The 25,733-nt window shown below is 65.1% G+C and carries 21 protein-coding genes and 1 tRNA gene; 8 read left to right on the top strand and 14 right to left on the bottom strand.

Annotation, left to right across the window (positions count from 1 at the left end; genetic code table 11):
- Window positions 1–34: 34 nt before the first annotated feature.
- Window positions 35–1,720 carry a hypothetical protein gene (locus KTJ89_RS11405; RefSeq protein WP_181271620.1) on the bottom strand — a complete coding sequence of 562 codons (1,686 nt, stop codon included), beginning with the start codon at window positions 1,718–1,720 and terminating at the stop codon, window positions 35–37.
- 227 nt (window positions 1,721–1,947) lie between these two features.
- Here KTJ89_RS11405 and KTJ89_RS11410 point away from each other — a divergent pair.
- From KTJ89_RS11410 to KTJ89_RS11425, 4 genes are all read left to right on the top strand, one after another.
- Window positions 1,948–2,020 (top strand) — tRNA-His (locus KTJ89_RS11410).
- Window positions 2,021–2,168: 148 nt separating this feature from the next.
- Window positions 2,169–3,014, top strand: a complete 846-nt coding sequence (locus KTJ89_RS11415; protein WP_259357825.1) for a ribokinase — start codon at window positions 2,169–2,171, stop codon at window positions 3,012–3,014.
- A gap of 108 nt (window positions 3,015–3,122) precedes the next feature.
- Window positions 3,123–4,040, top strand: coding sequence for a dihydrodipicolinate synthase family protein (locus tag KTJ89_RS11420; RefSeq protein WP_259357826.1), 918 nt, complete (start codon window positions 3,123–3,125; stop codon window positions 4,038–4,040).
- A gap of 223 nt (window positions 4,041–4,263) precedes the next feature.
- Complete coding sequence (locus tag KTJ89_RS11425) at window positions 4,264–6,411, top strand: choice-of-anchor I family protein (protein ID WP_259357827.1); 2,148 nt, start codon at window positions 4,264–4,266, stop codon at window positions 6,409–6,411.
- A 95-nt stretch (window positions 6,412–6,506) separates the two neighbouring features.
- Here the strand turns inward: KTJ89_RS11425 and KTJ89_RS11430 are convergent, their stop codons facing one another.
- Together KTJ89_RS11430 and KTJ89_RS11435 are read right to left on the bottom strand one after the other, a co-directional pair.
- Window positions 6,507–7,325: a siderophore-interacting protein gene (locus tag KTJ89_RS11430; RefSeq protein WP_139468913.1), complete on the bottom strand. Its 819-nt coding sequence runs from the start codon at window positions 7,323–7,325 to the stop codon at window positions 6,507–6,509.
- A gap of 156 nt (window positions 7,326–7,481) precedes the next feature.
- Window positions 7,482–8,813 carry a glutaminase gene (locus tag KTJ89_RS11435; RefSeq protein ID WP_139908515.1) on the bottom strand — a complete coding sequence of 444 codons (1,332 nt, stop codon included), beginning with the start codon at window positions 8,811–8,813 and terminating at the stop codon, window positions 7,482–7,484.
- Between the two features lie 248 nt (window positions 8,814–9,061).
- On the opposite strand from KTJ89_RS11435, the gene KTJ89_RS11440 reads away from it, so the two are divergent.
- Both KTJ89_RS11440 and KTJ89_RS11445 read left to right on the top strand, forming a co-directional pair.
- Window positions 9,062–9,931: a hypothetical protein gene (locus KTJ89_RS11440; RefSeq protein ID WP_259357828.1), complete on the top strand. Its 870-nt coding sequence runs from the start codon at window positions 9,062–9,064 to the stop codon at window positions 9,929–9,931.
- On the top strand, window positions 9,931–10,665 hold the full coding sequence (locus tag KTJ89_RS11445) for a hypothetical protein (protein WP_259357829.1): 735 nt from the start codon (window positions 9,931–9,933) through the stop codon (window positions 10,663–10,665). The genes KTJ89_RS11440 and KTJ89_RS11445 overlap by 1 nt, the downstream gene beginning before the upstream one ends.
- A 139-nt stretch (window positions 10,666–10,804) precedes the next feature.
- Here KTJ89_RS11445 and KTJ89_RS11450 read toward each other — a convergent pair whose 3' ends face one another.
- The 8 genes from KTJ89_RS11450 to KTJ89_RS11485 all read right to left on the bottom strand — a co-directional run bounded on the left by KTJ89_RS11450 (window position 10,805) and on the right by KTJ89_RS11485 (window position 19,912).
- Window positions 10,805–11,158 (bottom strand): antitoxin, encoded by a 354-nt coding sequence (locus tag KTJ89_RS11450; protein ID WP_172171146.1) that lies wholly within the window; start codon window positions 11,156–11,158, stop codon window positions 10,805–10,807.
- A gap of 139 nt (window positions 11,159–11,297) precedes the next feature.
- Window positions 11,298–12,638, bottom strand: a complete 1,341-nt coding sequence (nhaA, locus tag KTJ89_RS11455; protein ID WP_374990272.1) for a Na+/H+ antiporter NhaA — start codon at window positions 12,636–12,638, stop codon at window positions 11,298–11,300.
- A 347-nt stretch (window positions 12,639–12,985) separates the two neighbouring features.
- The gene (locus KTJ89_RS11460) at window positions 12,986–14,506 is read right to left on the bottom strand and encodes a SulP family inorganic anion transporter (protein WP_259357830.1); all 1,521 of its coding nucleotides are present in this window, start codon (window positions 14,504–14,506) and stop codon (window positions 12,986–12,988) included.
- 26 nt (window positions 14,507–14,532) lie between these two features.
- Complete coding sequence (locus KTJ89_RS11465) at window positions 14,533–15,771, bottom strand: M20 family metallo-hydrolase (RefSeq protein WP_259357831.1); 1,239 nt, start codon at window positions 15,769–15,771, stop codon at window positions 14,533–14,535.
- Between the two features lie 80 nt (window positions 15,772–15,851).
- Window positions 15,852–16,586, bottom strand: coding sequence for an LmeA family phospholipid-binding protein (locus KTJ89_RS11470; RefSeq protein WP_259357832.1), 735 nt, complete (start codon window positions 16,584–16,586; stop codon window positions 15,852–15,854).
- A 91-nt stretch (window positions 16,587–16,677) separates the two neighbouring features.
- The gene (locus tag KTJ89_RS11475; protein WP_259357833.1) at window positions 16,678–17,400 is read right to left on the bottom strand and encodes a LutC/YkgG family protein; all 723 of its coding nucleotides are present in this window, start codon (window positions 17,398–17,400) and stop codon (window positions 16,678–16,680) included.
- Window positions 17,397–18,920: a lactate utilization protein B gene (locus KTJ89_RS11480; protein WP_259357834.1), complete on the bottom strand. Its 1,524-nt coding sequence runs from the start codon at window positions 18,918–18,920 to the stop codon at window positions 17,397–17,399. Before KTJ89_RS11480 ends, KTJ89_RS11475 begins: the two co-directional genes overlap by 4 nt.
- Window positions 18,917–19,912 (bottom strand): (Fe-S)-binding protein, encoded by a 996-nt coding sequence (locus KTJ89_RS11485; protein ID WP_374990273.1) that lies wholly within the window; start codon window positions 19,910–19,912, stop codon window positions 18,917–18,919. The genes KTJ89_RS11480 and KTJ89_RS11485 overlap by 4 nt, the downstream gene beginning before the upstream one ends.
- 310 nt (window positions 19,913–20,222) lie before the next feature.
- Here KTJ89_RS11485 and KTJ89_RS11490 point away from each other — a divergent pair, with 310 nt between their 5' ends.
- Window positions 20,223–21,143 (top strand): SCO6745 family protein, encoded by a 921-nt coding sequence (locus KTJ89_RS11490; protein ID WP_139908507.1) that lies wholly within the window; start codon window positions 20,223–20,225, stop codon window positions 21,141–21,143.
- 7 nt (window positions 21,144–21,150) lie between these two features.
- On the opposite strand, the gene KTJ89_RS11495 is transcribed toward KTJ89_RS11490, so the two are convergent.
- The 3 genes from KTJ89_RS11495 to orn form a co-directional block, all read right to left on the bottom strand.
- On the bottom strand, window positions 21,151–22,815 hold the full coding sequence (locus KTJ89_RS11495; protein ID WP_259357835.1) for a SulP family inorganic anion transporter: 1,665 nt from the start codon (window positions 22,813–22,815) through the stop codon (window positions 21,151–21,153).
- Entirely contained in the window at window positions 22,812–23,183 is a 372-nt protein-coding gene (locus tag KTJ89_RS11500) for an ArsR/SmtB family transcription factor (protein WP_062862026.1), read from the bottom strand. The genes KTJ89_RS11495 and KTJ89_RS11500 overlap by 4 nt, the downstream gene beginning before the upstream one ends.
- A 117-nt stretch (window positions 23,184–23,300) precedes the next feature.
- Entirely contained in the window at window positions 23,301–23,885 is a 585-nt protein-coding gene (gene orn, locus KTJ89_RS11505; RefSeq protein WP_374990278.1) for an oligoribonuclease, read from the bottom strand.
- 227 nt (window positions 23,886–24,112) lie between these two features.
- Between orn and KTJ89_RS11510 the strand changes: the two genes are divergently transcribed.
- Complete coding sequence (locus KTJ89_RS11510; RefSeq protein ID WP_259357837.1) at window positions 24,113–25,732, top strand: DUF8094 domain-containing protein; 1,620 nt, start codon at window positions 24,113–24,115, stop codon at window positions 25,730–25,732.
- Window position 25,733: the final 1 nt, after the last annotated feature.

The raw sequence follows: 25,733 nt of genomic DNA on the forward strand, positions 1-25,733 counted from the left end.
TAAAGCCGTAGGCGTGTTTCGCCGTGGCGCGGAATCAGCGATCCTGCGTCTCTGACTTCTTCGGATATGCGCGAACGGTCGAGTCGTCGCCGAGCACCAGGGCCTCGTTGCCCTTGTCGACGACCGCCAGCAGGTCGGTATCGGTCTTGAACGCCTGTTTGCCGGCGAGCAGGCACGAGGTGCTCGTGTCCATCGTGCAGGGCACGATGGATCCGCGCGGTTCGGAGAGATGGATATCACGGCTGGAGACGTCCATCAGCAGCAGACCCGTCTCCAGGTCGAAGAGATACGGGCCGATATAGGCGCGTTCTCCCGCCTGCCCGCGCACCCAGGACTTCTCGCCGACGATGTCAGTTGTCGTGGTCACGGTCGAGAGGATCGACCCGTCGTCGAGGGAGTGGACGACGAGCTGGATCCTGTGACCCGAGTTAGTCGAAGCGCCCTGTTCGCCCCACAACGTGATCGCCTTGCCGTGGCCAGCGGAGATCCAGTCGATGATCTTCAGTTCGTCACCGGGGCTTTCGAGCTTGATGCTGCGTTCGTCGCCGGACTTGATGTTCTTCGCTGTGACCGGACCGTTCCAGTCCGAACTGAAGATCTCATCATCGTCGATGGCCATCGGTGTCGAGCCGGCCTGCGGGGTGGGCACGTCTTCCAGGCCCTCGGCGCCGAAGGTCGAGAGCTTGTTGCCCGACTTGATGAGCACGCTCTTGCCTGCGGAGGTGATGCGGGCTTTCTCCGGCAACTGGTAGGTCTTCGGCTTCGATTCCCCGTCGAAGAGCGCCTCGGCGGTATTGCCCGACTGCCACAGCAGGGCCGGGCGGCCGTCGATGACGGTATCGACGGCAAAGGTCGGGGACTGATCGATCTTGGCTTTGTACCGGGACTTGCCGGTGTCGGCGTCGAGGACTTCGAGGCGGTTGTCGTTGACGAGGAGCACGCCGCGATCGGAGGCTGTCACCGAGGCGCGCTTGGGCACCTCGGCTTCCCACGTGGGGGAGTTGTCGTAGCTGGGAACAATGTCCTGGGTATTGTCGACGGAGAGTTCGGAGGCGGGGTTGACCTGCTGCTCCGAACCGATCGTCTGCGGGGTATCGGGGGAGTCGACGGGGACGATATTGGGAACGACGAAGGCGCCGATCATAAGGATCGCCAGACCGATGAGCACGAGTCCTGGGATAGTGATCTTCTTCAGTCGCTGCGGACGGTTGCGTGTCGACCGTTTGCGCACCGGTGTCTTCTTCACTGTCGGCGTGGCCGGTGCGGCCGGTCCGGAGAACGGAGTGCCCATCGGGTAGCTGTCGCCGTTCGACCCTGATGAGTCGTCATAGGCTGCGAAGCCGTTCTGCCCGCTGGCGGACTGGCCGTGTGTGCTCTGGCCGTTCGTGTTCTCGCCGCCTGTGTTCTGGTCGGCGTCGTCCGGTTGTCCGGCCGTCTCAGCCGAACCATGCGCGGACGAAGCGGTCGATGATTCGTCCGCGACCTCCTCGGCGCCGGTGTTGTATTTGGGAACCGCCCCGACTCGGCCATTCACATCGATGCCGATCTCGGTCGTCTTCGTACCGTCGTCGATCGTCACGGTCAGGGGAGTCGCGGTCTCCTTGGCATAGTCGCCGAGGTAGGAGATGGCCTGTCCGGTGTCCGAATAGCGACTCGTCGCCCCGTTGAGGGTGGTGTAGGTGAACCCGTCATCAGAGACGGAGATCAACGCACGAGGCATGTACAGGGTTCCTTGACAGCTATCGAGGACAGGGCCGAGTCAATACTAATGAATGTCGAGGGTCGCTCCTACCAGTTTTCCGAAACCGTTATAGATCGCTACTGAATCGTTGCATGTAATGAGATCTGCGTCTCATCGGGCCGAAGGGGCGGTTCTGGTTTGCCCGGGTCAGGCGGGTGCGGTTAAGATGTATCTTGCTGTCTGCGCCTGAAGGCGCAGCGCATGTGGTGGGTATAGCTCAGCTGGTAGAGCGCCGCGTTGTGGTCGCGGATGTCGCGGGTTCAAGTCCCGTTACTCACCCCGATCGGGAAGCCCCGTGATCTGTGCAGATGGATCGCGGGGCTTCTCTCATGTTCGCTGTGTGCCCACGTTTTGCCAACACCCGCCCGATTCCGATCGCCGACAATCGTCGTCGATCCGCCCTCTTTGGATCGTCGATAATGGGGCCATGCCCATCGACTGCTCCCTGACGGTCGTCGGCAGCATCAACGCCGATATCACCGCCACCACTTCCCGACTTCCCGCCGCCGGCGAGACCGTGGGAGGAGGCAGACTGTCCCGTTCTCCCGGCGGTAAGGGGGCGAACCAGGCCGCCGCTGCCGCACGCCTCGGTGCGCGGACCCGCATGATCGGTGCGGTCGGCCCAGACTCCGACGGCAGGGCAATGCTCGAGGCCCTCCGCTCCGCCGGGGTGGATACCGATGACATCGCCGAGGCGACCGCCGAGACCGGGACCGCACTCATCATGGTCGACGCCCACGGTGAGAATCAGATCGCAGTCTGCGAAGGAGCGAATGCCGAGGTCAGCCTCGACGGTATCGAATTCCGGGCCGACGAGGCCGTGCTCACTCAACTCGAGATCTCCCTCGATCTCATCGTCGAGCTCGCGAACCATGTGCCCGGGTTCCTCGCCGTCAATGCGGCTCCCGCCCTTCAACTGCCCGCCGAGGTGGTCGACCGTGCCGACCTCATCATCGTCAACGAATACGAGTACTCCCAGCTGCCGCAGCTGCAGAACGCGAAGCTCGTGGCCGTCACCTACGGGGCGGAAGGGTCGGCACTGCTGCAGAGAGGTGAGCAGATCGCCTTCGCCGAGGCGGTCCCCGCAAATCCCGTGAGCACCGTCGGTGCCGGAGACGCCTACTGCGCGGCGCTGACCATCGGCCTGACCAGCGGACTCGAACCGGAGCGCGCGCTGCGGGCTGCCAACGCCGTCGGTGCGGCGGCCGTGGAGGTCGCCTCAGCACAATTGGAGTTCGATCGGTTCGAGATGTACCTGCCTACTCTCGACTGACCTGGCAGACTGAACGCAAGCGGGCCCATCCGCTGCTGCCGACCGCGTTTCGTCGCGGCCACCCGAGGTTCGCGCCATCGGTGGCCCGCGTCCACCCGAGGAGGATCATTGACGAACACCCCCGACCCGTCCCTGTTCACCGGGCTGAGTGCCTTTCCGCTGACCCCGCTGAAGGACGATTCCCTCGACGAGGATGCCTTCATCGGGCTCATCGAACGTCTCGTGCTTGCCGGAGTCGACTCGATCACGGCGCTCGGATCGACCGGTTCGTATGCTTACCTCGACACCGACGAACGCGCCCGGGTGGCGCAACTGAGCGTCGAATCCGCCCTGGACATCCCCGTCTTCATCGGAGTCGGTGCGCTGCGGACGAGAGACGTTCTGGCCAATGTCGCCTCCGCCGAAGCTGCCGGAGCGCAGGGGCTGCTGCTGGCACCGGTGAGCTATCAGCCGCTGACCGAGGATGAGGTGTTCGCACTCTTCCGCACCGTCACAGAGTCCACCGACCTGCCCGTCGTCGTCTACGACAACCCCGGCACCACGCACTTCACGTTCACCACCGAGCTCTACTCGCGTCTGGCCGGGCTCGACGGTGTGGCCTCGATCAAGATCCCCGGAGCACCTGCCTCGCCCGCCGGATGGGACGAGCGCATCGGCGAGATCCGTGCGGCCATCGGCAACGAGGTGACGATCGGCATCTCCGGCGATGCCCATGGTGCCGAGGGCCTCATCGCCGGCTGTGATGCCTGGTACACGGCAGTCGGCGGCACCATCCCCGAGCCGATGCTCGAGATCACGCGGGCCGCGGAACTCGGCAATGCACAGCTCGCCCGCGAACTCTCGGCCGAGCTGCAGCCGCTGTGGGATCTGTTCACCGAATTCGGCGGAAGCCTGCGCGTGACCGCCGCCATCGCCGAACATCTCGGACTCGTGGGTGCAGACACCCTGCCTCTGCCGGTGCGTGACCTCGATGCGGCAGCGAAGCGCAAGGTCGCCGAGGTGGCCGAGAACCTCGATCTCGGCTGAGCTCTCCCTGGCGACCTCACCGACCGCTCGCCTCAGCGCCGAGCGCTCACTGTATACCCTATTTGCCAGGATGGTCGTGAGCGGTCGACGTTAACCGAAGCAGTCGCTGAGTGTGTTCACCATCCGTCCATCTGCGGTTCGGAGCCGGTCCATTCTGGGTGCCTATGAATAGGTGTTTGCGGGTTCAGTCGGCCCGCGACGCCCAATCGATCCCGGAGAACCGATGCCGATCCCACTGTCCGCGAAGACGCTCACGGCCCAGGCGGCCGCCCTCCTGTTGGCCACCGGTTTCACCGTCGGCGGCACGGTGCCAGGCACGAGCACCGCTCACGCCGCGGAAGTGGACGATCCGATCAGCTCCTCGGCCTCGGACGCACAGATCGAGATGGGCTTCCTCGGGTCCCACGAGACCGGACAGTTCGACGAGTCCGCCGCCGAGATCACCGCCGTCCACGGCGATACGGTCTTCACCGTCAACGCCCAGGCGGCCACCGTGGACGTCATCGACGCCTCCGACCCGACCAACCCGCATAAGGTCTCCGAGATCACCGGCACCGGGGTCGCGAACTCGATCTCCATCCGTGAGGACGGCCTCGGCGTCATCGCCCTCGAGGACGAGGACAAGACACAACCGGGAACCGTGATGTTCTTCGACGCGAACGACCCCGAGGCGGACATCCTCGGCGAGGTTCCCGTCGGGTCCCTGCCCGACATGGTCACCGTCGCCCCGGACGGCAGCCATGCCCTGGTTGCGAACGAGGGCGAACCGGCCGATGATTTCTCGACCGATCCGCAAGGGTCGGTGTCCGTCATCGATCTCCCCGCCGAGGTGGCCGCGCCGTCGGACGCGGACGTGCACACTGCGGACTTCCACGAGTTCGAGGAGGGCGGAGCGAAGACCCTGCCCGAGGATGTGCGGATCTTCGGACCCACACCCGAAGAGGACCTGCCGATCTCGCGCAATCTCGAACCCGAGTACATCACTGTCGCCGGTGACAAGGCCTACGCGACCCTGCAGGAAGCGAACGCGATCGCGGTCGTCGATATCGCCTCGGCTTCGGTCGAGGAGATCCTCCCGTTGGGCCTCAAAGATCATGGCCAGGCAGGCAACGGACTCGATGCGTCGGACCGGGATCCCGAGGATGCTCCGACCGTGAACATCACGGAATACGAGGGGCTCAAGGGCGCGTACATGCCCGACATGATCTCGACGCTCTCTGCCGGCGGCACCGATTACCTCGTGACCGCGAACGAGGGCGACTCCCGTGAGTGGGGCGACTTCGTCGATGCGGCCAGGGTCAAGGACCTCGGCGAGGACGGCCTCGCACCGGTGTGCGAGACCTCGCCGCTGGCTGACAGACTCGGCGACGCGGACCTCGGACGGCTGAACATCATCACCGATCTGGGTCTCAACGACGCCGGCGACTGCTATGAGGAGCTCGTGGCTTTCGGCGCCCGCTCATTCTCCGTGTGGACCACCGACGGGAAGCTCGTCGCCGATTCCGGGGACGAGTTCGAGAAGCTGACCGCCGAGGCGGTGCCCGAGTTCTTCAACTCCAACCATTCCGAGTCGAACCTCGAAGGACGCAGCGACGACAAGGGCCCAGAGCCCGAGGCGCTGACCATCGGCGAGGTGGGGGAGACGACCTACGCGTTCGTCGGCTTCGAACGCATCGGCGGAATAGCGGCCTTCGACCTCAGCGACCCGAGCGCCCCGAAGTTCGCGACCTACTTCAACAATCGGGCCTTCTCGGTCTCCGTCGAGGACGAGATCGAAGATGCCTCGGATCCTGCTGCGCTGCTCGCGAGCGCCGGAGACCTCGGACCGGAGGGCATTACGTTCCTCGGCTCCGATGAGTCGCCGACGGGTGAGGCTGCGCTCGTCGTCGGCAATGAGGTCTCGGGAACGACAAGTCTCTACTCGGTGGCCGATCTCGCGAACGGTGGAGACGACGGCGACGATGAGAACGCCGGGACTGACGAGGATGCTGGTGCCGATGAGAACGCCGGGACAGATCAGGACGCCGGCGCAGACGACAACGCGGGTGCCGACGACAACGCGACCGAGGATGATCAGGTCGACGCGGCCGGCAGCGAGTCCGACTCCGAGTCGGGTGCGAACGACAGCGCTCGGGCCGATGCGGGCAGCGAAGCGGATTCGCGCGCTGACGGTGCGGTTGCTGACGGGGCGGAGTCGGATAGCGAAGCTGGCTCGAGTGCAGACGGTTCCGAAGCATCCAGCGACGGTGACGGTGACCCGCTGCCGCGCACCGGTGCCGACCTCGGTCAGTACCTCATCCTCGGCGGCATCGCTGTCGGTCTCATCGCCATCGGCACTGCGGCCTTCTTCCTCGCCCGCCGCCGCAGCTGAACCCCAGCCGATCGCTCACCCTATGGCGTGAGCGGTCGGCGACAACTCGAGCGGTCGACGGCGACCTGAGCGGTCGCTGTGACCAGGCAGGGAAATCAGTCGATCTGGCCGATGGGCTCGCGCTTCTCGGCCTGGAACTGGTCCTCGGCACGGCCGCGGGCCCAATACGCCGAGATCGACAGCGACTCCCGCGGCACTTCGCGGTCCTTGAGGATCTTGCGGATCGCCTTGATCGTCTCGCGCTCGCCGTGGGCGAAGACCTGCGGAGTGCCCGCACGCCACTCGAGCCCCTCAACTGCGGCTATGAGCTCGTCGTCCGAGTCCACCCATCTCACCTCGACGCCTTCCGGCGCCTCGGGCAGAACGCGATCGGCGTCGTCGGCGACATAGGCCAGGACGACCCCGGCGGCTCCGGTGGGCATGGCCTCGATGGCCGAACTCACCGCGGGGATCGCGGAATGGTCGCCGATGAGCAGGTGCCAGTCGGATTCGGCGGCAGGGGCGTACTTGCCGCCCGCGCCGGAGAGGACCAGCGTGTCTCCCGGCTTCGCGCTCTTCGCCCACGGTCCGGCGATTCCGTCATCGTCGTGGATGACGAAGTCGATGCTCAGCCACTTCTCGTCCAGGTTGATCTCGCGCACCGTGTAGGTACGGCGACTCGGCAGCTTCTCGGGGGATTGCTCGCGCAGCTTCGTCAGGTCGTAGGGCGGGACGAGCCCGTGTGCCGGATCGGCGAAGAGGAGCTTGACGTACTTGTCGGTCGCATCGTTCGAATCGATGTTGTCGAAGGTGTCCCCGCCGAGGCGGATCCGCACCAGGTGCGGGCTGACTTCGGTCGTCTCGAGCACGGTGAGAACAGCCTGCTGGCGGACGGGTCGTGCGGTGCGTTCGGGGGTGTTGGGTGCGGTCGTCACAGGCGGCCTTTCTCAAACGGGGTGCCCCTGGAAGCTCACGGTCGGCCTTGAAGTGTGGAGCCGCCTCGGCGCAGGGGTTCAGTAAGGCTCACCTTATCAAATCTCTGTCGACCACCCACCGGCCCCGAGCCCAGAGGGCGGGCCCACAGGCCCCCGTCAGTTGGAGCGGTCGGCCATCTCCCGGCGACGATCGTCGCGGATGCGTTTGAGTCCTTTGACCGATTTGAGCGAATCGAGGATCTGCACGCCCGGAAGCGCGGAGTTCGGCCCCTTGCACTGCATCATGTCGTCGGGGTCGAGCAGGACCACGCGGATCCCATCGTCCTTCATTCGTGACAGCGCCTCGGTGAGCATGCTCCGGGCGACGGAGTTGATCTCGTTGACGCGGCGCAGGTCGAGGACGAAGGTGTTCGTGGTGGAACCGGGTTCGTCCATCGTGCGCAGGACGTTCTCCGAACCGCTCCACTGGATGAGTCCCTGCAGGCTGCAGATGCGGACCATCTTGCCCTCCGAGTCGACGAAGCGACGGTCACGGCGGATGATCGAGCGGGCCGGTTCCGGAGCATCCATGATGTGCAGGCTCAGCCGATCTGAGAGGTCCTGGAAGATCTTCGCTCCGCGGACGCTCGTGCCGTGCCTGTCCAGCCGCGGAGAGAACGTGGCGATGCCGACCTGACCGGGCATGACACCGAAGACACCGCCGGAGACTCCGCTCTTGGCGGGGATCCCGATCTCTGTCATCCAGTCGCCGGCCGCGTCGTACATGCCGCAGGTCATCATGACTGCGAGCACCTGCCGATTGACCCTGGGGGAGAGCACCTGTTCGCCGGTCAGCGGGTTGATGCCGCCGCCGGCCAGCGTCGAGGCCATGATGGCGAGGTCCTTGACGGTGACGGTGATCGCGCACTGTTCGATATAGCCGCGGACCACCTCGTCGGGGTCGTCATAGAAGATGTCGTAGGACCGGAGCATGTTCGCGATGGCGACGTTGCGGTAGGCTTCCCGCCATTCGCCGTCGGCCACCGATTCGTCGATCGACAGCTCTCGGCCGGCGAACCGAGAGAGTCCGGCGCGCACGATCTCCGTGCGTTCGGCCAAGCTTGCACCCGGATCGCCGAGGATGGAGTGAATAGTCATGGCCCCGGCGTTGATCATCGGGTTGAGCGGCCGACCCGACTTCTTGTCCAGGGAGAGCTCGTTGAACTTCTCACCGCTGGGTTCGACGCCGACCATCTCGAGGACCCCGGCCAGGCCCTCCTGCTCGAGGGCGAGGCCGTAGATGAAGGGCTTCGACATCGACTGGATCGAGAACTCATAGTCGGCATCGCCGGAGGTGTACTCGACGCCGTCGAGGGTGGAGATGCAGATCGCGAGCTTCTCCGGATCCGCTGAGGCGAGGTCCGGGATATAGTCCGCATTCTCGCCGGACCGATCCGGTCGGAATCGGTCGAGCGTCTCATCGAGGAAATCCGGGATAGGCGATCGCATGGCACCTCCTGCTGCAGTCGTGGTCGGTGGGCACAGCGTAGCTTGACGCAGACTGCCATTCTCACACACTCCTCCGCCGGCTGCCGATCGTCGGCAGCAGAGCCACCGGTTCGGCCGAACGGGGCCGGTGCGGAGGTACTTCGATGACGCACTCAGCGGCACAGTCTCAGCGCCGCACCCAGCGATTGTTCCAGGTCTGGCACCGACTGTGCAGCTCCTGTGACGGGACCCGGCCATAGTGTGAAGTCATGACCCGCCCCAAGCTGCTCCTCCTCATCGGCATCGCGTTCACTGTCGCCGTCATCGGCGTGATCGTGATCGCGCTGGTGCTGCGGTACTCGGCTCCCCACCCTGAGACCAAAAGCCTGCCCGAACATGCGCTGACCCCGCAGGAAACCATCACCGAGGTGGACCCGCACAGAGACGGCACTGTGCAGATCCGCCAAAGGCTGATCTTCGAAAGCCCGCCTGAAGGCGGAAAACCGGTCGGTCTGTGGATCAGTGATGTCGGCGTGGGCAGTGATTCGCGGACCGGCAACAGGCTGGCGATGATGCCGAAGCCGTCGGCGCTGAGAGCAGTCGAGCTGAGCACAGCCGACGATTCGACTCAGGACTCACCGAAGTCCCGCGGAGAGCTGCACATCGACGTCGAAGAGACGAAGCGGGAGGGCTTCGACCACCCGGGGGTTCTCTTCGAGTTCACCTCGCAGGATTCCGACGGAAAGGCCGTGCCGTGGAGCGAAGGCCGTCATGTCGTCGAGCTCGAATACGTCCTTGACGATGTGTTCATCACCGTGGCCGGCGAGGAATTCTTCGCCGTGCCCGTCCCCGTGATCGGGAATGGTCAGCGCACACCGACGACGCACACTTTGGACATCGACACCGACGGGCCGGTGTACTGTCCGGCCGACAACGTCGACTTCGATCTTGGTGACGGGTGTGACGCTGAGGCATTCTCGCGAGTCGATGACAGCGACGCGATCAACAGCGGCGACGCGGCCGAAGACGGAACCCATATGGTCTGGCGGGAGTCCCTGACGGACAGTCATGAAATCATCGCCTTCACTCCTCCCACGGGAATGACAGTATCCCCGATCCCTGCAGAGGAGAGGCAGTGATGAGCGAGACGAAGAGAGGATTCGGAACCCGGGGAGCGTTCTCCATTATGGCGGCGCTCGCCGTGACTGCGGTGATCACGACTGTGATCGCAGCGCCCGGCGGAGTGGATGCAGCGCCGAACCCGCTGCGAGACAAGACTGCTGAGCACACGGTCAGCATCGCCGCCGATGGCAGCTACTCGGTGCGGATGGATACGAAACTCGACCTGGCGCTGGAGACGGCTTGGGGATTCGGCGGTGACATCCATGATGGCTTCCGCTTGCCCGATTCCGAGTCTCTGCTGCCGCCGTACCTGCGGGCGCACTATTCGAATCCGCAGGGAACCATCGATTCGGCTCCCGCCGAGGCGACCATCGAGTCAGAGCTGCATTCCGTCGATATCGGATTCTCCACGGATAGGCTGGCTGCGGGATCTCATCGAGGGGTCCTCAACTACGAGGTGGCGGGGGCAGCGGTGCCTGCAGCAGACATGAACGGCGATCAGGACAATGGCGTCGTCGTGTATGTCCGTCCCTTGGACCGAGGAGACCTCGTCATCGAGTCCGCGGCACCGATCTCTGCCGTCGACTGTGAGGTCTTCTCTCCCCGTGGCGAGTCATGCGGAGAGAAGACGGGGGACTCGTGGACTGTACCGGCCGAGGATCTCCTGCACGATCGTGCTGTCATCGACGCAGTGCGGATCACGATCGACGCCGATCCGAAGGGTGTGCCGGCCCCGGACATCGATTCCTGAGCCAGGATTGTCTGCACAGTCGCATATCTGACCCTGCTGGCCGCACCGTCAGCCGCACCGCTGCGTCCGCTTAAGACCGCCGAACAGAGATCGAGCCCCTGCCGCAGTCGGCAGGGGCTCGATCAGGTGACGCAGATGATCAGCGGTTTCCGGCAGGTCCGTTGCCGCCGTCGAGACCGTTGTCGCCACGATCATCTCCGCGGACATCGTTCCCACGAACGTCGTCGCCGCGGTTCGCACCGCCGGGCTGATCGTCGCTGCGATTCGCTCCACCGGTCTGATCACGGTCATTGCCGATGGCATTGTCGGCGGCGTCCCGGGCCTTCTTGATCTTGTCCGAGTGCTTGCCTCCGGTCAGGGAGTCAGCGACACCGGCGGCCTTGTCGAGGACCGAGTCGGTGACCTTCTCAGCTTTGTCAGAATTGAGCTTGTCCTTGATCTTGGGATCGTTGGCGAGGTTCTTGGCCTTGTCGAGGAATTTGTCGAATGCCATGGCACGGTCCTTCTCAGTTGGTCGAATACACTGTCGATGCTGATCGTGGGGATGAACACGGACGATTCGAAGCCTAGTGCGGCTGTCTGTGACGGAACTGGCAATCGCCCGGTGCGGATTCGCTGGTCACCGAGCTCGTTCACACCTGCGACCGTCGATGGTGCGCCTGAGACCGGCGACGGTGCTGGGCATTTCGGACGGTGAGGATGAGCGCGGCGAGTGCCGCCGAGAACAGAGAGGCACTGAGAACGGCGACCTTCGCCACATCGTGTTCGACCGAACCGGCGGTGAAGCTGAGCTCGGCGACGAGGAGCGAGACGGTGAAGCCGATGCCGGCAAGCAGCCCGATGCCGGTGAGATCGGCCCAACGCAGACTGGGATTCAACCCACCGGTGAACCGGGTGACCAACCAGGTGGAGACGAGGATGCCGACCGGCTTGCCCACGACCAGTGCCGTCACGATCCCGTAGGTCAACGGGTGAGAGAACGCCGAGGCCAGACCGTGGGTTCCGCCGATATCGACGCCGGCGGCGAAGAATGCGAAGACCGGGACGGCGAAACCGGCCGACAGCGGTCGAAGGCGGTGTTCGAGCGCCTCGGCGAGGTCGATTCCGGACCTACTGTCGGCATCCGGATCGAGGTCGCTGGAGGCACCGTGGTCGGTGCCGATCGCGCGGTTCGAACCACGACCGACGACGGCGGGGATCGTGAAGCCCAGCAGCACTCCGGCGATGGTCGCGTGGACGCCGGAGGCGTGCATGAACGCCCAGGCGGTGAGTCCGAGGGGCAGGAGGATGACCCACGAGGCCCAGGTACGGTCGACGAAGAAGCGACGGAAACGGCTCGCGATGAGCCCGTAGACGATGACGATTCCGAGCGCCGCGACAAGGGGGAGAACCGCGATGGACTCGGTATAGAAGATCGCGATGATCGCGATCGCCAGCAGATCGTCGACTGCGGCCAGGGTCAGCAGGAAGAGGCGCAGCGCTTTCGGCAGATGGGAGCCGACGATCGCAAGGACGGCGACGGCGAAGGCGATGTCTGTCGCGGTGGGGATCGCCCAGCCGCGCAGGAGCTCCGGGCGGGTGAGCAGAAACGCCGCACAGATGAGGGCGGGGACGAGGACACCGCCGGTCGCCGCAGTGATCGGGACGACGGCGGTGCGGAGCCGACGCAGGTCACCGCGGGTGAATTCCGCCTTGAGCTCGATGCCGACGAGGAAGAAGAAGATTGCGAGCAGTCCGTCGGCGGCCCATTGCCCGATGCTCAGCCGCAGATGCCACGGTTCGTAACCGAACTCGATATCGCGGAGTGCGAAGTATCCAGCCGACGCCGGTGAGTTCGCCCAGATCAGAGCGGCAGCTGCGGCGACGAGGAGCAGAGCGCCGCCGACGGTGTCGCTGCGGAGTGCCTGGAACAAGCGCTGTCCCAGAGGGTTCGGTGAGGCGGATGGCGAAGCGGTTGCAGAAGTGGTGGTCACAGTGATCCTGTTCGTGGTCGGCAGAGAAGAAGGCTCGACCCGAAGAGTGGATGTGCAGACAGTGCTCAGTTCGTCGACGCTGAGCGTACGTACGTGAATCGAGCGGACGTCGTCGGCTCGGACGATGAACTCTGTCGGAAGATCACACCAGGGGTCGGGGCGGAAGATCTCCGCGTCCGAACGGCTGTGTGCCCGACTGCATTTCGCCCCACGAAGTGATGTAGCCGTTGGTGCCCGAGTGCGGAAGAACCCACACTTTCGGGCGGAAAGCGGCATCCGGGGCTGACTGTGACATTGCGGCCAGTCTACCTCAGCGGATCGCGCGCCTGCCCGACTTCACCGGGCAGTTATCCCAGCCCGCCGGAGAGTCGCGTATGCAGAGTCTTGGTATACGCATTCATTCCGGTGATCTCCACGCTCGTGCCCAGCGCCTCGTACTTCGTCACGATCGCATCGAGGGCGGCCACTGTCGACGCATCCCAGACATGCGATTCCGTCATATCGATGACGACCTGATCGGGATCATGTGTGTATCGGAACTGAGTGGTCAGGTCATTCGAGGAGGCGAAGAAGAGCTCGCCGCGGACCACATAGCGGGCGACCGCCTCGGCGGAGGTCGTCTCGACCGTGCGTTCGACGGTGACGAAGTGGGCGACCCGCCGAACGAAGAGCACGCTGGCCACGAACACTCCGACGACGACGCCGATGGCGAGGTTGCCCGTGGCGACGACGACGGCGACGGTGGCGATCATGACGAAGGTCTCGGACTTCGGCAGCATCCGCAGCGTCGACGGGCGGATCGAATGCCAGTCGAAGGTGTCGACGCAGACCATCATCATGATGGCAGCGAGTGCGACCATCGGGATCATGCCGACGATATCGCCGAGCACGACGACGAGGATGAGCAGGAACGCTCCGGCCATGAATGTCGAGATCCGAGTCCTCGCCCCCGAAGCGCGGACGTTGATCATCGTCTGCCCGATCATCGCGCAGCCGCCCATCCCGCCGAAGAGGCCGGAGATCATGTTCGCGGCTCCCTGACCCCAGGACTCACGGGTCTTGTTCGAGTGCGTGTCGGTGATCTCGTCGACGAGCTTGGCCGTCATGAGCGACTCCATCAGCCCGACCAGTGCCATGGCCAGCGAGTAAGGGGCGATCGTCGTGAAGGTCTGCCAGGTCAGCGGCACATGCGGGATGAAGAGTTCGGGCAGGCTGCGCGGCAGCTCGCCCTGGTCGCTGACAGTAGGGACATCGATGGCGAACACGACGACGATGCCGGTGATGATCACGATCGTGATCAGCGGTGCCGGTACGATCTTCGTCAGCTTCGGCATGAACACGAGCACGACGATGGCGATGGCCAGCAGCGGGTAGACCATCCACGGCACTCCGATGACGTGGGGGACCTGTGCTGCGAAGACGAGGATCGACAGGGCGTTGACGAACCCGACCATCACGCTGCGGGGGATGAACCGGATGAGCTTCGCGACTCCGGCCACGGCCAGCAGGATCTGGAACACACCGGCGAGCATGACGGTGGCGATGAACATGTCCATCCCGTGCTCGCGGGCGACGGGGGCGATGACGAGCGCGACGGCTCCCGTCGCCGCGGAGATCATGGCCGGGGGCCCGCCGAGGAACGCGATCGAGGTGGCCATGATGAATGCGGAGAACAGCCCGACCTTCGGATCGACTCCGGCGATGATCGAGAACGCGATCGCCTCGGGGATGAGGGCGAGCCCCACGACGAGTCCGGCCAGGACCTCACGGGTGAGCAGCCTCGGTGAGGTCAGTGCGGTGAGGACGGTCGGATCGGGGCGGTAGCGGCGGGCATCGTCGGCGGTTTCGGCGGGAATGGGAGTCGTCACGACCGGAACATTACCCGCCCCCGCGGTCAGCCGCGACTGCGGCGGTCGATGCGCAGAATGGTTTCGAGAAGGACAGAGATGCCGGGCATGATGTCGGCAAAGTCGGTGAACTCTTCGGGACAATGGCTGCGGCCGTCGACAGACGGAACGAAGATCATTCCCACCTGGGTCTTTGCAGCGATGATTCCAGCATCATGACCGGCACCCGAGAACATGGTTGCGCGCGTGAGACCGAAATCGTCGGCCACTTCAGTGATTGTGGAAGTGATCGGCTCATGCAGGGGGACCGGCGCATCATCGGTGGTCCATTCGATTTCGACCTCGACTCCGCGCTTCTCGGCCTCGTTCCCCGCCGCCGCAGTGAGGCGGCGCTGAGCTTCGTTGAGCCAGGAGCCTTCGGGGCCTCGGAACTCTCCTTCGAAGCTTGCGATCTGCGAAACGACGTTGACTGCCTCGGGAGTGAAGCTGATCTGTCCGCTGGTGCCTCGAGTATTCAATCCGGACTCGGCGATCGATTCTACGGCGAGCACCGTTCCAGCCGCCGCGCAGCCGGCATCGGCCCGTACGTCCATCGGAGTCGTACCCGCATGGTCCTGGCGGCCGGTGAAGAGGGCCCGGAAGTGGTTGATACCAGTGATTGTCTCGACGACGCCGATCTGTCGCCCCGCCCGTTCGAGCTCTGGGCCCTGTTCGATGTGGAGTTCGAGGAAGGCCGTGACCGGATTGAAATCGTAGGCGGCGGAGAGGAAGTCGTCGGGGTCGATACGGGAATCAGGCAGTGCGTCTGCCAGAGAACGTCCGGTGGGATCCGTCATGGCTAGGGTCTGACGGTCGACCTGACCGGTCATCGCGCGGGAGCCGACGCAGAAGAGGCCGAAGTCATTGGGCTCCTCGTTGAAGAACACCACGACCACAAGATCGTGATCGACGCGGATGTCGTGCTCCCGGATGAGCCGCACTACCTCGATTGCGCCGAGCACTCCGATGATCCCATCGAAACGTCCGCCTCCGTCGACGGTGTCGGTATGCGATCCGAGCATGATCTGACGACCACCGAGGCGGCCGGGCAGCACTCCGATGGCATTGCCGGCGCCGTCGATGCGGGTGTCCATCCCGGACTGTCGCATGAGTATGCGGGCGAATTCTCGACCCGAAACGTCGAATTCGCTCAGGGCGCGCCTCGTCCAACCGGGACGATCGGAGTCAGTCAATGTCGACAGCTCGGTGAGTTCGGAGGCGACGCGTTCGCGTGCGGGAGTGATCATGCTCATCATTGAGTCCTCTCATCAGTCAGTGCCGGAGCTTCCGCGACCCCGAATCTTCACGCAGGTTCTGTTGGGTTCGTCTACTGCAGGCTGACGCCGGAACCGTGGAGGCGGACTTGCAGTCCCGAGTCGGTGGCGGTGATGTCGGTGAGTTCGAGTCCGGCGGGCAGGAAGTCGAGATCGATGACGATATCGGAGATCTCCGAGGTGAGGAAGCCAGTCAGGCGATCGAGGGAGAACTCCGCCGAACCCAGCTTGATCGTCGTCGCGTCGACGACGGCCCGCCTGCCGTCGGCCTTCGGGTCGATGCCCACAAGCAGATCCTGACCGAGCATGGACCCCTTGAGGAAGAGTTCGCCGTCGACGGTCGTGAACGACATCCCCTCGGGCAGGTTCGCATGTTCGGCGGCGAGCTCGTCCAGGGTCGAGTGGGGGAGCACCGCAGTGCCGTCGACGGTGCCGATCGGCTTCGACCCGCCGGTGGGAACGTCATAGAGCTTCGCATCGACATCGGTGAAGTCGACACCCTCATAGGTGGCCTCATCGGCGGTGACATGCACCGTGTTCAGTTCTCTGGAAGCCAGCTGCGTGAGGATGGGGAAGCCTTCGACGGAGACCTCGGCTTCACCGTAGTCGGCAAGTCCGTCGGCGATGCGCTGCTCCGTGGTGTAGTCGACGATGCGGTCGGCCGCGACACTGCCGATGATGAGGGTGAGGACGATGACGACCGCGGAGACGATGAACGTCGTCCGCCGACTGCGACGTCGAGGTCGGTCATCCGGCCGCGGGTACTGAAGGGTCTGCGCCGTGGTCATGGGCTCCATTGTTCCGCACTCGCCGGTCCGTTCGCATTCGCCGGTCCGAGTGCGCTCGCCGGCTCGGCCGAGTCGAAGGTCCTCGCTGAGCTCAACTGCTGAGGATGATGACGTCGAGGGTGCGCGGTCCGTGGACTCCTTCGACCCGGCTGAGCTCGATGTCGCTCGTGGCCGAGGGCCCGGAGATGAACGTCAGCGGTGCGTGCGCGTCGAGCCGGGAGATTCCCTCGGAGACGATGTCGACGATGTCGTCCGTCCGGACGATGCACACGTGATGGTCGGGCACGAGCGTGATCGCCCTCCGTCCGCACTCGTCCGATCCGTCGAGGACGATGGTGCCCGTCTGCGCGATCGCCACCGCCGAGGCGGTCACCACCGCCCCCTGAGCGTCGAGTTCGTCGACGCTGAGTTCCTCACCCGGAGCATCGACCCGCACCCCACCGGAATACCCCGCCAGCCAGGACGAGTCGAGGCCGCGGGGGACGACGACCGAGGAATGGTCGCCGATGAGTTCGGCGATCGTCGTGCTCGGGTCGCCGTCGGCGCGGTGGACGTTGGCTTTGTAGTCGACGAGGCGGTCGATGAGCAGCTCGACGAGGGCCTCACCCGTGTGTGTGCCCTCATGGTGGTATCCGGCGTCGGCGGCCGTGGCGGCAGTGTTCGCCGAGGCGACCCCACCGGATTCGGCATGTGCCGTGCCGCCGTTGCCCGGTACCGCCGTCCGCGGAGACGACGACACGTATTCCCCGCCGCCGCGGCGACCGAGTGATTCGCTGATGCGGGCGAGGATCTCCTCGCGGGCGGTATCGGTCATCGCTGTCCCTCCTCGTCGCGGTCGTTCGCTTCCTCTTCGGCCCACAGCTGTCGGAAGCTCTTCTCGGGCAGGGCCGGGATGTCCCGGCTCGATGTCCAGGCGCCGGCGATTCCGGGCAGAGCGTTGATCTGCTCACCGCCGGTGACCTTGTGCGCCAGAGGCAGTCCCTTCTCCGCCGCGGCCATCCGCTTCCCGTCTCCCATCATCCATGACGCGCCGGTGAGGGCGGCGTCGAGTTGGGAGGACACAGGGGAGTGGTTGGCTTTGACATCTTCTCCCCGCAGATGGACGAGGATCTCCGGGATGTTGATCTTCACGGGGCACACGTCGTAGCAGGCGCCGCACAGGCTCGAGGCGTACGGCAGCGAACCGTTGCCCTGCTCTTCGACTCCTGTGAGCAGCGGGGATAGGATCGCTCCGATCGGCCCCGGATAGGTCGAGCCGTAGGCGTGGCCGCCGGTGCGTTCGTAGACCGGGCAGACGTTCATGCATGCCGAGCAGCGGATGCAGTTGAGCGCCGTACGCCCGTGCTCATCGGCCAGGGCCCGGGTGCGTCCGTTGTCGAGGAGAACGAGATGGACGTTCTGCGGACCATCCCCCTCGGACTTCCCCGTCCAGAACGAGGTGTACGGGTTCATCCGCTCACCCGTGGACGAGCGTGGCAGCAGCTGCAGGAACACCTCGAGATCGGCGAAGCGGGGCAGCAGCTTCTCGATGCCCATGACGGTGATGAGCGTCTCCGGCAGGGTCAGGCACATGCGCCCGTTGCCTTCGGACTCGACCACTCCGAGGGTGCCGGTCTCCGCGATGCCGAAGTTCGCTCCGGAGATCGCGACCTTCGTGGTGAGGAATTTGTGGCGCAGGTGTCGGCGGGCCGCCTCGGCGAGGACGGCCGGTTCGTTCGTCAGCTCCCCGGCGTCGGGCATCTTGTCCATGAAGATCTCACGGATCTCATCCCTGTTGCGGTGGATGGCGGGAACGAGGATGTGGCTGGGTTTGTCCTCGCCGAGCTGGACGATGAGCTCGGCCAGATCCGTCTCGAACGCATCGATGCCTTCGGCCTCGAGGTGCTCGTTGAGTCCGATCTCCTGGGTGGCCATCGACTTGACCTTGATGACCTCGCGACGACCGGTCTCGAGCATCGGCGCATTGTCCTCGACGAGTCCGGTGACGATGGCATTGGCCTCATCGGCGTCGCGGGCCCAGTGGATGATGCCGCCGGCAGCGGTGAATGCCTCTTCGAACTGCGCGAGGTATTCCGGCAGGTTCGCCATCACTTCGTTCTTCGTGGTCTCACCGGCGTCGCGCAGGGCTTCCCAGTCGTCGAGCTCGGAGACGACCTCGGCGCGCTTGGACCGAATCGTCGAGGTGGCGTGGCCGATGTTGTTGCGCAGCTGCTGGTTGCTCAGATGTTCGTGCGAGACGTCTGGAAAGGCCTCGGCTTCGATGATGTTGCCCCGCCCGCCGGGCAGATCGCTGCGTCGCTTCGACGGCAGCAGCGGCATTCCCAGAAAGGTCATCGCAGGCTCCCTCCGCTCACTTCTGCTCCTTCGTTCGGCACCCGCAGCGGGTCCTCCTTCGTCGACGCGAGGATCCGGGCCAGATGGACCGCGGCCTGACCGACGCGGAACCCGGACTGGGTGCGGCTCGGCTCGGCCGGAGAGGTGCCCCGATGGCCTGGGGTGAGGTGGTCGTCATCGTCGGCACCGACGACCGTCGTCAGCGTCTCGGTCGTGTGCCCCCGCGCATCGGTCGAACTCGTCTCCTTGACGTGGACGGCGGTGACGTCCGGGGCGCCGTCGAAACTTCCGGTGCGTTCGAACCGCGACATTCCCCCGCCGATGTGCAGCAGACAGGAGGCATCGCCGCCGGTGCAGACATCGGCTTCGGTCGCCTGGATCGTGCGCACCTTGTCGGCGAGCATCGCCGAGGACACCTCCGGGTTCTTCACGGAGAAAGTGCCGCCGAACCCGCAGCAGGAATCGGCCAGAGGCAGTTCGACGAAGTCGATGCCCTCGACGGACCGGACGAGGGAGGACTGTCGATCGCCGAGGCGCAGCAGCCGCATTCCGTGGCACGACGGGTGATACGTCACACGGTGCGGGAAATAGGAACCGAGATCGGCCGCGGCATCCGTGACGCCTTGGACGTCGGTGAGGAACTGGGTGAGCTCATAGGTGCGGCCGGCCACCTCGGCGGCCTCGGAAGCCAGGGCATCATTGCCCACCCGGGTGGCGACCATCGGCTGCTGGTGGCCGAGCGAGGCCACGCAGGAAGCGGACGGGGCGACGGCGACATCCCATTCGGTGCTCGTGAAGGCGCGGACGTGATTGGCGATGACCGGTTCGGCCTGCGCGAACTTGCCGGAGTTGATGTGCATCTGCCCACAGCACGACTGGCCTTCGGGGAAGATCACCTCATGGCCGAGTCGGCGCAGAATTCTCACGGTTGCCTGCGCAACCTCGGGATACATCGCGTCGACGATGCAGGTGGCGAACAGTGCGATCCTCATCTGACCTCCAAGCCGGACGCTGTGCTGATGCGGTTGGCGGGATCGGCTTCCGACCGGGACGATGCCGTGGTCGCAAACGGTCCGTGTCACTCCATGCTCAGACCGTAGCACCGGGTCCTGACGCGGCAAATGTGCGCGACCGGACGGGCGCGCCGGTGCGAGGATCGACGCGGGAGTCCGGCCGCCTCGGGGGAGGGGAAAGCGATTTAGGACCTATGAGACTGCGCTATTGACCTGCGCCGGTCGGTGCGGGCAGCGACGCACGCGCAGACCCATTTACCTGGGAGGAGACCGCCCATAGGATGACGATATGGATTCCCAGCGCACACAGAACATCAGAACGGTCTCGGCCCGCATCAACTCCTTCCACTCGTCGATCTACTTCTCGCAGACGGTCGGCGCCGAGTACGCCAAGTACGGACTCGAACCCGGTGTCGAAGGCAATATGGCCGCCCGTTCGGCTCCGTTGGGACGGGTGAATCCCGGAGTCGTGTCCGCCGCGTACTACAACTATTCCCCGAATTTCGTCGCCGGAATGCTGCCGCGCCTGTGGGAGACGGTGAGCCCGGAGCAGATGGTCCAGGCCCGCTTCGACGCAGTGGGCGCGTACATGGCCGAACTCTTCGGTGACCGTGATGACATCGCCCTGCTCACCGAGGCGGCCACCCAGGTGACGGAGACGCTGGCACCCGTGCTCGCCGCCATGGACTTCTCCGGCCGCACCCTGGCCGCAGCCACCGCCGACGTCATCGGCGGCCACCAGGCGGCTACCGCATTCGAGAAGATGTGGGACGTGGCGACCGTGGCCCGCGAGTTCCGCGGCGACGGCCATGTCGCCTCCCTCGTCACCGCCGGTGTGCCCGGAATCGACGCCCTCATGCTCGACGTCGCGACCGGTGCCGGGTTCCGTCCGCGAGCGGCACAGAAGACCCGCGGCTACACGGATGAGGAATGGCAGACCGCGCAGTCCAGGCTCGCCGAGGCGGGGCTGATCACCGTGGACAAGGATGAACGCGGGCACGACCTCCCCACCATCACCGAGGCGGGACGTGACCTGAAGGAGCAGGTCGAAGCCCTCACCGACGGCACCGTTGCAGCCGCGTGGTCGGTGCTTGACGATCAGACGATCGAATCTCTGCTTTCGCCGAGCCGTGACCTGCTGCGCGTCATTGCGAAGTCAGGTGCCTTCCCGTCGAACATCTTCGCCCGTCCCGAGAAGAAGGCCGGCTGAGACACGATCAGCTCTGCCGCGCCCGCTCCACATGCGAGCGGGCATGGGCGAGGGCAGCCGGAAGCTCATCGAAGAGGTGCTTGTGGTGACGCAGTGCGGCGAGCACCCCGACCTGTTCGAACAGTCCGGCCTGGCTGTCTCTGACGCCCTTGATGAGCACCGTGATCCCGCGGCGTTCGAAGGCTGTGACCATATCGGTGAGGATGTGGGCTCCGGTGGCGTCGACGAGTTCGAGCTGGGACATCCGCAGCACGACGACCTCGACTCCCCGCAGCCCCAGGACCTCATCCGAGATGCGATCGGCGGAGGCGAAGAACAGCGGTCCGTGGAAATGGACGATGGCGATCCTCTCATCACCCGGATACTCGGACTCTGATTCCGAGAGTCGTTCGATGCGCACCGAGGTGATCGACGACAGCTTCCGCAGAGCGAAGACCGCGGCAACGACGACGCCGATGCCCACGGCGACGATGAGGTCGAATGAGATGGTGATGAGCGCAGTGATGACGAACCCGAAGGCATCGGACTTCGTCGATCGCAGAATCGACCGCATCGTCTTGAGATCGACCATCCGGACCGCCGTGACGAAGAGGACTCCGCCGAGGGCCGCCAGCGGAATCCGACTCACCGGTCCCGCAGCCACCAGCACGATGAGCAGCAGCACGGCCGCGTGGACGATCGAGGCCAGGCGCGTGCGACCGCCGGCACGGATGTTCACGGAGGTGCGGGCGATGGCACCGGTGGCAGGGATGCCGCCGAACAGCGACGATCCGATCGAGGCGACGCCCTGGCCGACGAGCTCACGGTCAGGCTGGTAGGCGCCGGCGTCGGACATCGACGAGGCGACCCTGGCCGACAGCAGCGACTCAATGGCCGCGAGCGCGGCGATCGTGCCCGCCGCCGGCAGCAGTGACGGCAGGGAGGCCGGGTCGACGACCGGCAGGCTGGGGGTCGGCAGCGACTGGGGGATCTCTTCGATCGTGGCCAGGGGATTGGGCACGATTCCGGCGAGCACGGTGACGACGATGATGCCGACCAATGATCCGGGGATCGACTCATGGAACTTCGGAGCCAGCAGCATGCAGACGGCGACGATCGAGACCGCACCCAGGGAGTAGGACAGATACGACCAGTCCGCCGACGAAACGAGCTGCACGGCGGCGGCGAAGGCATTCGTGCTCACCTCGCCCGGAACCAGATCATCGGGGGTCGTCACGAACGGCACCTGTTGGAGGAAGATGATCGCAGCGATGCCGACGGTGAAGCCTTCGATCACCGGCCAGGGGATGAAGGACACCGTCCGGCCGAGCCGCAGCAGTCCGGCCACGACGACGATGAGTCCGGCGATGAGGGTGACGGCGATGACGGCCTCGGCGCCGTGGCTGGCGACGATCGGCACGAGGACGACGGCCATGGCACCGGTGGGACCGGAGATCTGCAGGTGGGATCCGCCGAAGACCGCGGCGAGGAAGCCTGCGACGATTGCGGTGATGAGTCCCTGTTCGGCAGTGAGCCCGGAGCTGACTCCGAAGCCCAGAGCCAGGGGCAGGGCGACGATGCCGACAGTGGCGCCGGCGAGGAGGTCCTTCGGCCAGGAGCGGCGGGTCTCACGGTAGTCGGCGACCGACGGCAGCAGAGACCGGGTGCGGCGCAGCGGAGATGTCGGGCTCATGCCGTATCAGCGCCCGGGATCTTCGGCAGCGAACGGGCTTCGGCGAGTCGCTGCTCATCGTCTTCGAGCATCGTCAGCAGCAGGCTCCTGGCCACCGCGAGCAGCTCTGCGGTGCGCCGGTCGGCGAGGCGGTAGTAGACATGGCTGGCCCGACGTTCGGATTCGACGAGACGGTGGCGCCGCAGCACTGCGAGATGCTGCGAGAGGTGCGAGGCCTCGAGCGCGGTCTCGGCCTGCAGATCGGCCACGCTGACCTCGTCGTTGCCGGAGAGGAGCTCGAGGATGCGGATGCGGAAGGGGTGGGCGAGGCCCTTGAAGAGGTTCGCCTTGACTTCGTACAGGGGTCGCTGAAGCTGATTCAATGGCATGATGAAACCATCATATCGAACGCTCGGGTTCAGATCCGGCTGGTCTCAGAGAATGAACAGCCCGGTTCCGCAGCTGCGGAACCGGGCTGTGCTCACGATCGCCTCGGAAGGCGGCGGTCAGTCCTCGTCGGTCGCCTTCGGGTAGGCCTCGGCCACCTCGGCGGCAATCGATTTCGCCTCATCGGAACTCGGCCCCTCGGCGGAGAACACGGCCTTCCGGTAGTACTGGAGCTCGATGATCGAGTCGATGATGTCTCCGAGTGCACGGTGGCCACCGTGCTTGGCCGGTGCCTGGAAGTAGGCGCGTGGGAACCACTGCTTGGACAGTTCCTTGATCGAGGAGACATCGATGATCCGGTAGTGCAGGTGCTCGACGAGTTCGGGCATCTGTTTGGTGAGGAACACCTTGTCGGTGCCGACCGAGTTCCCTCCCAGCGGTGCCTTGCCGGCCTCGGGGACATGCTTCTTCACGTATTCGAGGACTCGGGTCTGCGCCTCGGCGACGGTGGTGCCCGCGTCGAGTTCGGTGATCAGGCCCGAGGTGGTGTGCATGTTCGTGACGAATTCGTTCATGCTCGCCCGTGCCTCCGCCGAGGGCTTGATGACGATGTCGATTCCGTCGTCGAGGGGGTTGAGCTCGAAGTCGGTGACGATCGCAGCCACCTCGATGAGTTCGTCCCGCACCTCGTCGAGGCCGGTCATTTCGCAGTCGATCCACACAATTCTGTTGTTGCTCACTCGCCCAGCTTAGGGCAGACAGCAGGGAACGGGACATTCCAGGGTGGAATCGGCGCCGCCGGGCGGCGTGGGCGTGTGAACGTCGACACACACTGAGCGTGCGCACAAAGGCGATGTCCGGGATGTGACTTAAACTTGAAGAGTCCCCGAACTGGGGTGCCATTTTTGCTCGGCTGAGGGAAGGTTCGCACGTGCGTTACACATTCGCTGTGATTCTCATGGTGGTGGGTGTCGTCGTCGGTGGCCTCGGCATCCTGCAGAAGACCCTGTGGGCGCCGGAGGATACGATCACTGCCATCGCACAGATCGACGCCGACAAACCGGCAGTCATCGTCGACCCCGGAATGCTCAACCTCTACGAAACCCCGACCACACTCACGGTCAAGGGCAGCGGTGACCTCACGATCGCCCAAGCTCCGATCGAGAACGTCGAAGCCTGGGCGGGACAGTCCGCCTATGACCGCGTCACCGGACTCGCCGAAGGCGGCAAGCTCACGACCAAGGCGACCGATGGTGAGGGCAAGGTTCCCAATCCCGCCGGGGCCGATCTGTGGCAGTCGGAAGTCACCGGCACCGATTCGGTGGAGCTGGAATGGAACGACGAGGCCAACCGCACCGGATTCCTCATTGCCGGCGACGGCGAAGCCGGAGCCGTCAAATCCGTGACCCTCACCTGGCCCAACCACGCCGAGACTCCCTGGGCGCTCCCGCTGATGATCATCGGCGGTGTCCTCTTCGTCGTCGGCGTCGTCCTCCTCTTCCTCGGTGCGAACAATTCGAAGAAGGAAGCGAACCGCCGCAAGGCGCGCCAGGAGCGCCGCCGCAAGCTCGCCGAATACGGCACCGCCTTCGCTGTCGTCCCCGTGCTCGCCCTGAGCGCCTGCGGGCCCGAAGAGCTGCCGAAGCCCGAACCCTCCGAGGCTCCGAGCTCCGCGGCCGCGGGAGTCACCGATGACCAGGCCAAGCGGATCCTCGACTCCGTGGCCGCCGACGTCAAGGCCGCGGACAAGAAGACCGATAAGAAGGCACTGGCCGAACGTGCCGCCGGTCCTGCGCTCAAGCAGCGTGAAGACCTGTACAAGGTGAAAGACGACGTCGAAGACCAGAAGATGGCGCCGGAGGTGGCCAGCGAAGAGATCGTCGCCAACTACACCTCGGCCACCGATGCCTGGCCGCGCGTGACCAGCCTGATCACCTCCGCCGGTGGGAATTCGCAGCTGCTCGTGCTGACCCAGGAGGATCCGCGCAGCAACTACAAGCTGTGGTCGCAGACCCAGCTGACGGCCGGCACGAAGCTGCCCGAGCTGCCCGACTCGCGTCAGGGGGCGAAGATGCTCGAACCCGGATCCAAGGACTTCGTCACCACTCCGGAGAAAGCCGTCGCCGACTACGCTAAGGCCCTCGGCAGCGGGGCGGACTCGAAGGAGGCGAAGAAGTTCGAGTCCGATGACTTCTCGAAGTCCATCTGGAAGAACCAGAAAGACCAGAAGGCCAGTGCCGAAGAAGGCAAGGCCGAGGTGAAGTACAAGTACACTCCGGGCAAGCAGCTCGTCGCCCAGGGCACCGCCGGGGACGCCGCCATCGTCACCGGAGTCATCGACGCCGAATCGACGATCAGCCCCGAGTCGAAAGAGGGTCGCACCGGCACCCTGTCGCTGTCGTCGCCGCAGAAGGAACTCGTCGGTTCCGCGACGACCAAGGAGCCGGTGACGACGAAGACCACCCAGGTGCTCACCTTCCTCGTCCCCAAGGACGGCAAGGTCAAGCTCATCGGCGGTCTCGAGACTCTCGCCGGAGCCGAAGCAGGCTGAG

The organism is Brevibacterium sediminis (assembly GCF_024895295.1).
Classification (GTDB): Bacteria; Actinomycetota; Actinomycetes; order Actinomycetales; family Brevibacteriaceae; genus Brevibacterium; species Brevibacterium sediminis.

Coding starts and splice junctions, on each gene's coding strand:
- KTJ89_RS11405 (WP_181271620.1), bottom strand. CDS start 1,720: ATGCCTCGTGCGTTGATCTCCGTCTCTGATGACGGGTTCACCTACACC.
- KTJ89_RS11415 (WP_259357825.1), top strand. CDS start 2,169: ATGCCCATCGACTGCTCCCTGACGGTCGTCGGCAGCATCAACGCCGAT.
- KTJ89_RS11425 (WP_259357827.1), top strand. CDS start 4,264: ATGCCGATCCCACTGTCCGCGAAGACGCTCACGGCCCAGGCGGCCGCC.
- KTJ89_RS11435 (WP_139908515.1), bottom strand. CDS start 8,813: ATGCGATCGCCTATCCCGGATTTCCTCGATGAGACGCTCGACCGATTC.
- KTJ89_RS11440 (WP_259357828.1), top strand. CDS start 9,062: ATGACCCGCCCCAAGCTGCTCCTCCTCATCGGCATCGCGTTCACTGTC.
- KTJ89_RS11445 (WP_259357829.1), top strand. CDS start 9,931: ATGAGCGAGACGAAGAGAGGATTCGGAACCCGGGGAGCGTTCTCCATT.
- KTJ89_RS11450 (WP_172171146.1), bottom strand. CDS start 11,158: ATGGCATTCGACAAATTCCTCGACAAGGCCAAGAACCTCGCCAACGAT.
- KTJ89_RS11465 (WP_259357831.1), bottom strand. CDS start 15,771: ATGATCACTCCCGCACGCGAACGCGTCGCCTCCGAACTCACCGAGCTG.
- KTJ89_RS11470 (WP_259357832.1), bottom strand. CDS start 16,586: ATGACCACGGCGCAGACCCTTCAGTACCCGCGGCCGGATGACCGACCT.
- KTJ89_RS11475 (WP_259357833.1), bottom strand. CDS start 17,400: ATGACCGATACCGCCCGCGAGGAGATCCTCGCCCGCATCAGCGAATCA.
- KTJ89_RS11480 (WP_259357834.1), bottom strand. CDS start 18,920: ATGACCTTTCTGGGAATGCCGCTGCTGCCGTCGAAGCGACGCAGCGAT.
- KTJ89_RS11485 (WP_374990273.1), bottom strand. CDS start 19,912: ATGAGGATCGCACTGTTCGCCACCTGCATCGTCGACGCGATGTATCCC.
- KTJ89_RS11490 (WP_139908507.1), top strand. CDS start 20,223: ATGGATTCCCAGCGCACACAGAACATCAGAACGGTCTCGGCCCGCATC.
- KTJ89_RS11495 (WP_259357835.1), bottom strand. CDS start 22,815: ATGAGCCCGACATCTCCGCTGCGCCGCACCCGGTCTCTGCTGCCGTCG.
- KTJ89_RS11500 (WP_062862026.1), bottom strand. CDS start 23,183: ATGCCATTGAATCAGCTTCAGCGACCCCTGTACGAAGTCAAGGCGAAC.
- orn (WP_374990278.1), bottom strand. CDS start 23,885: ATGACCGGCCTCGACGAGGTGCGGGACGAACTCATCGAGGTGGCTGCG.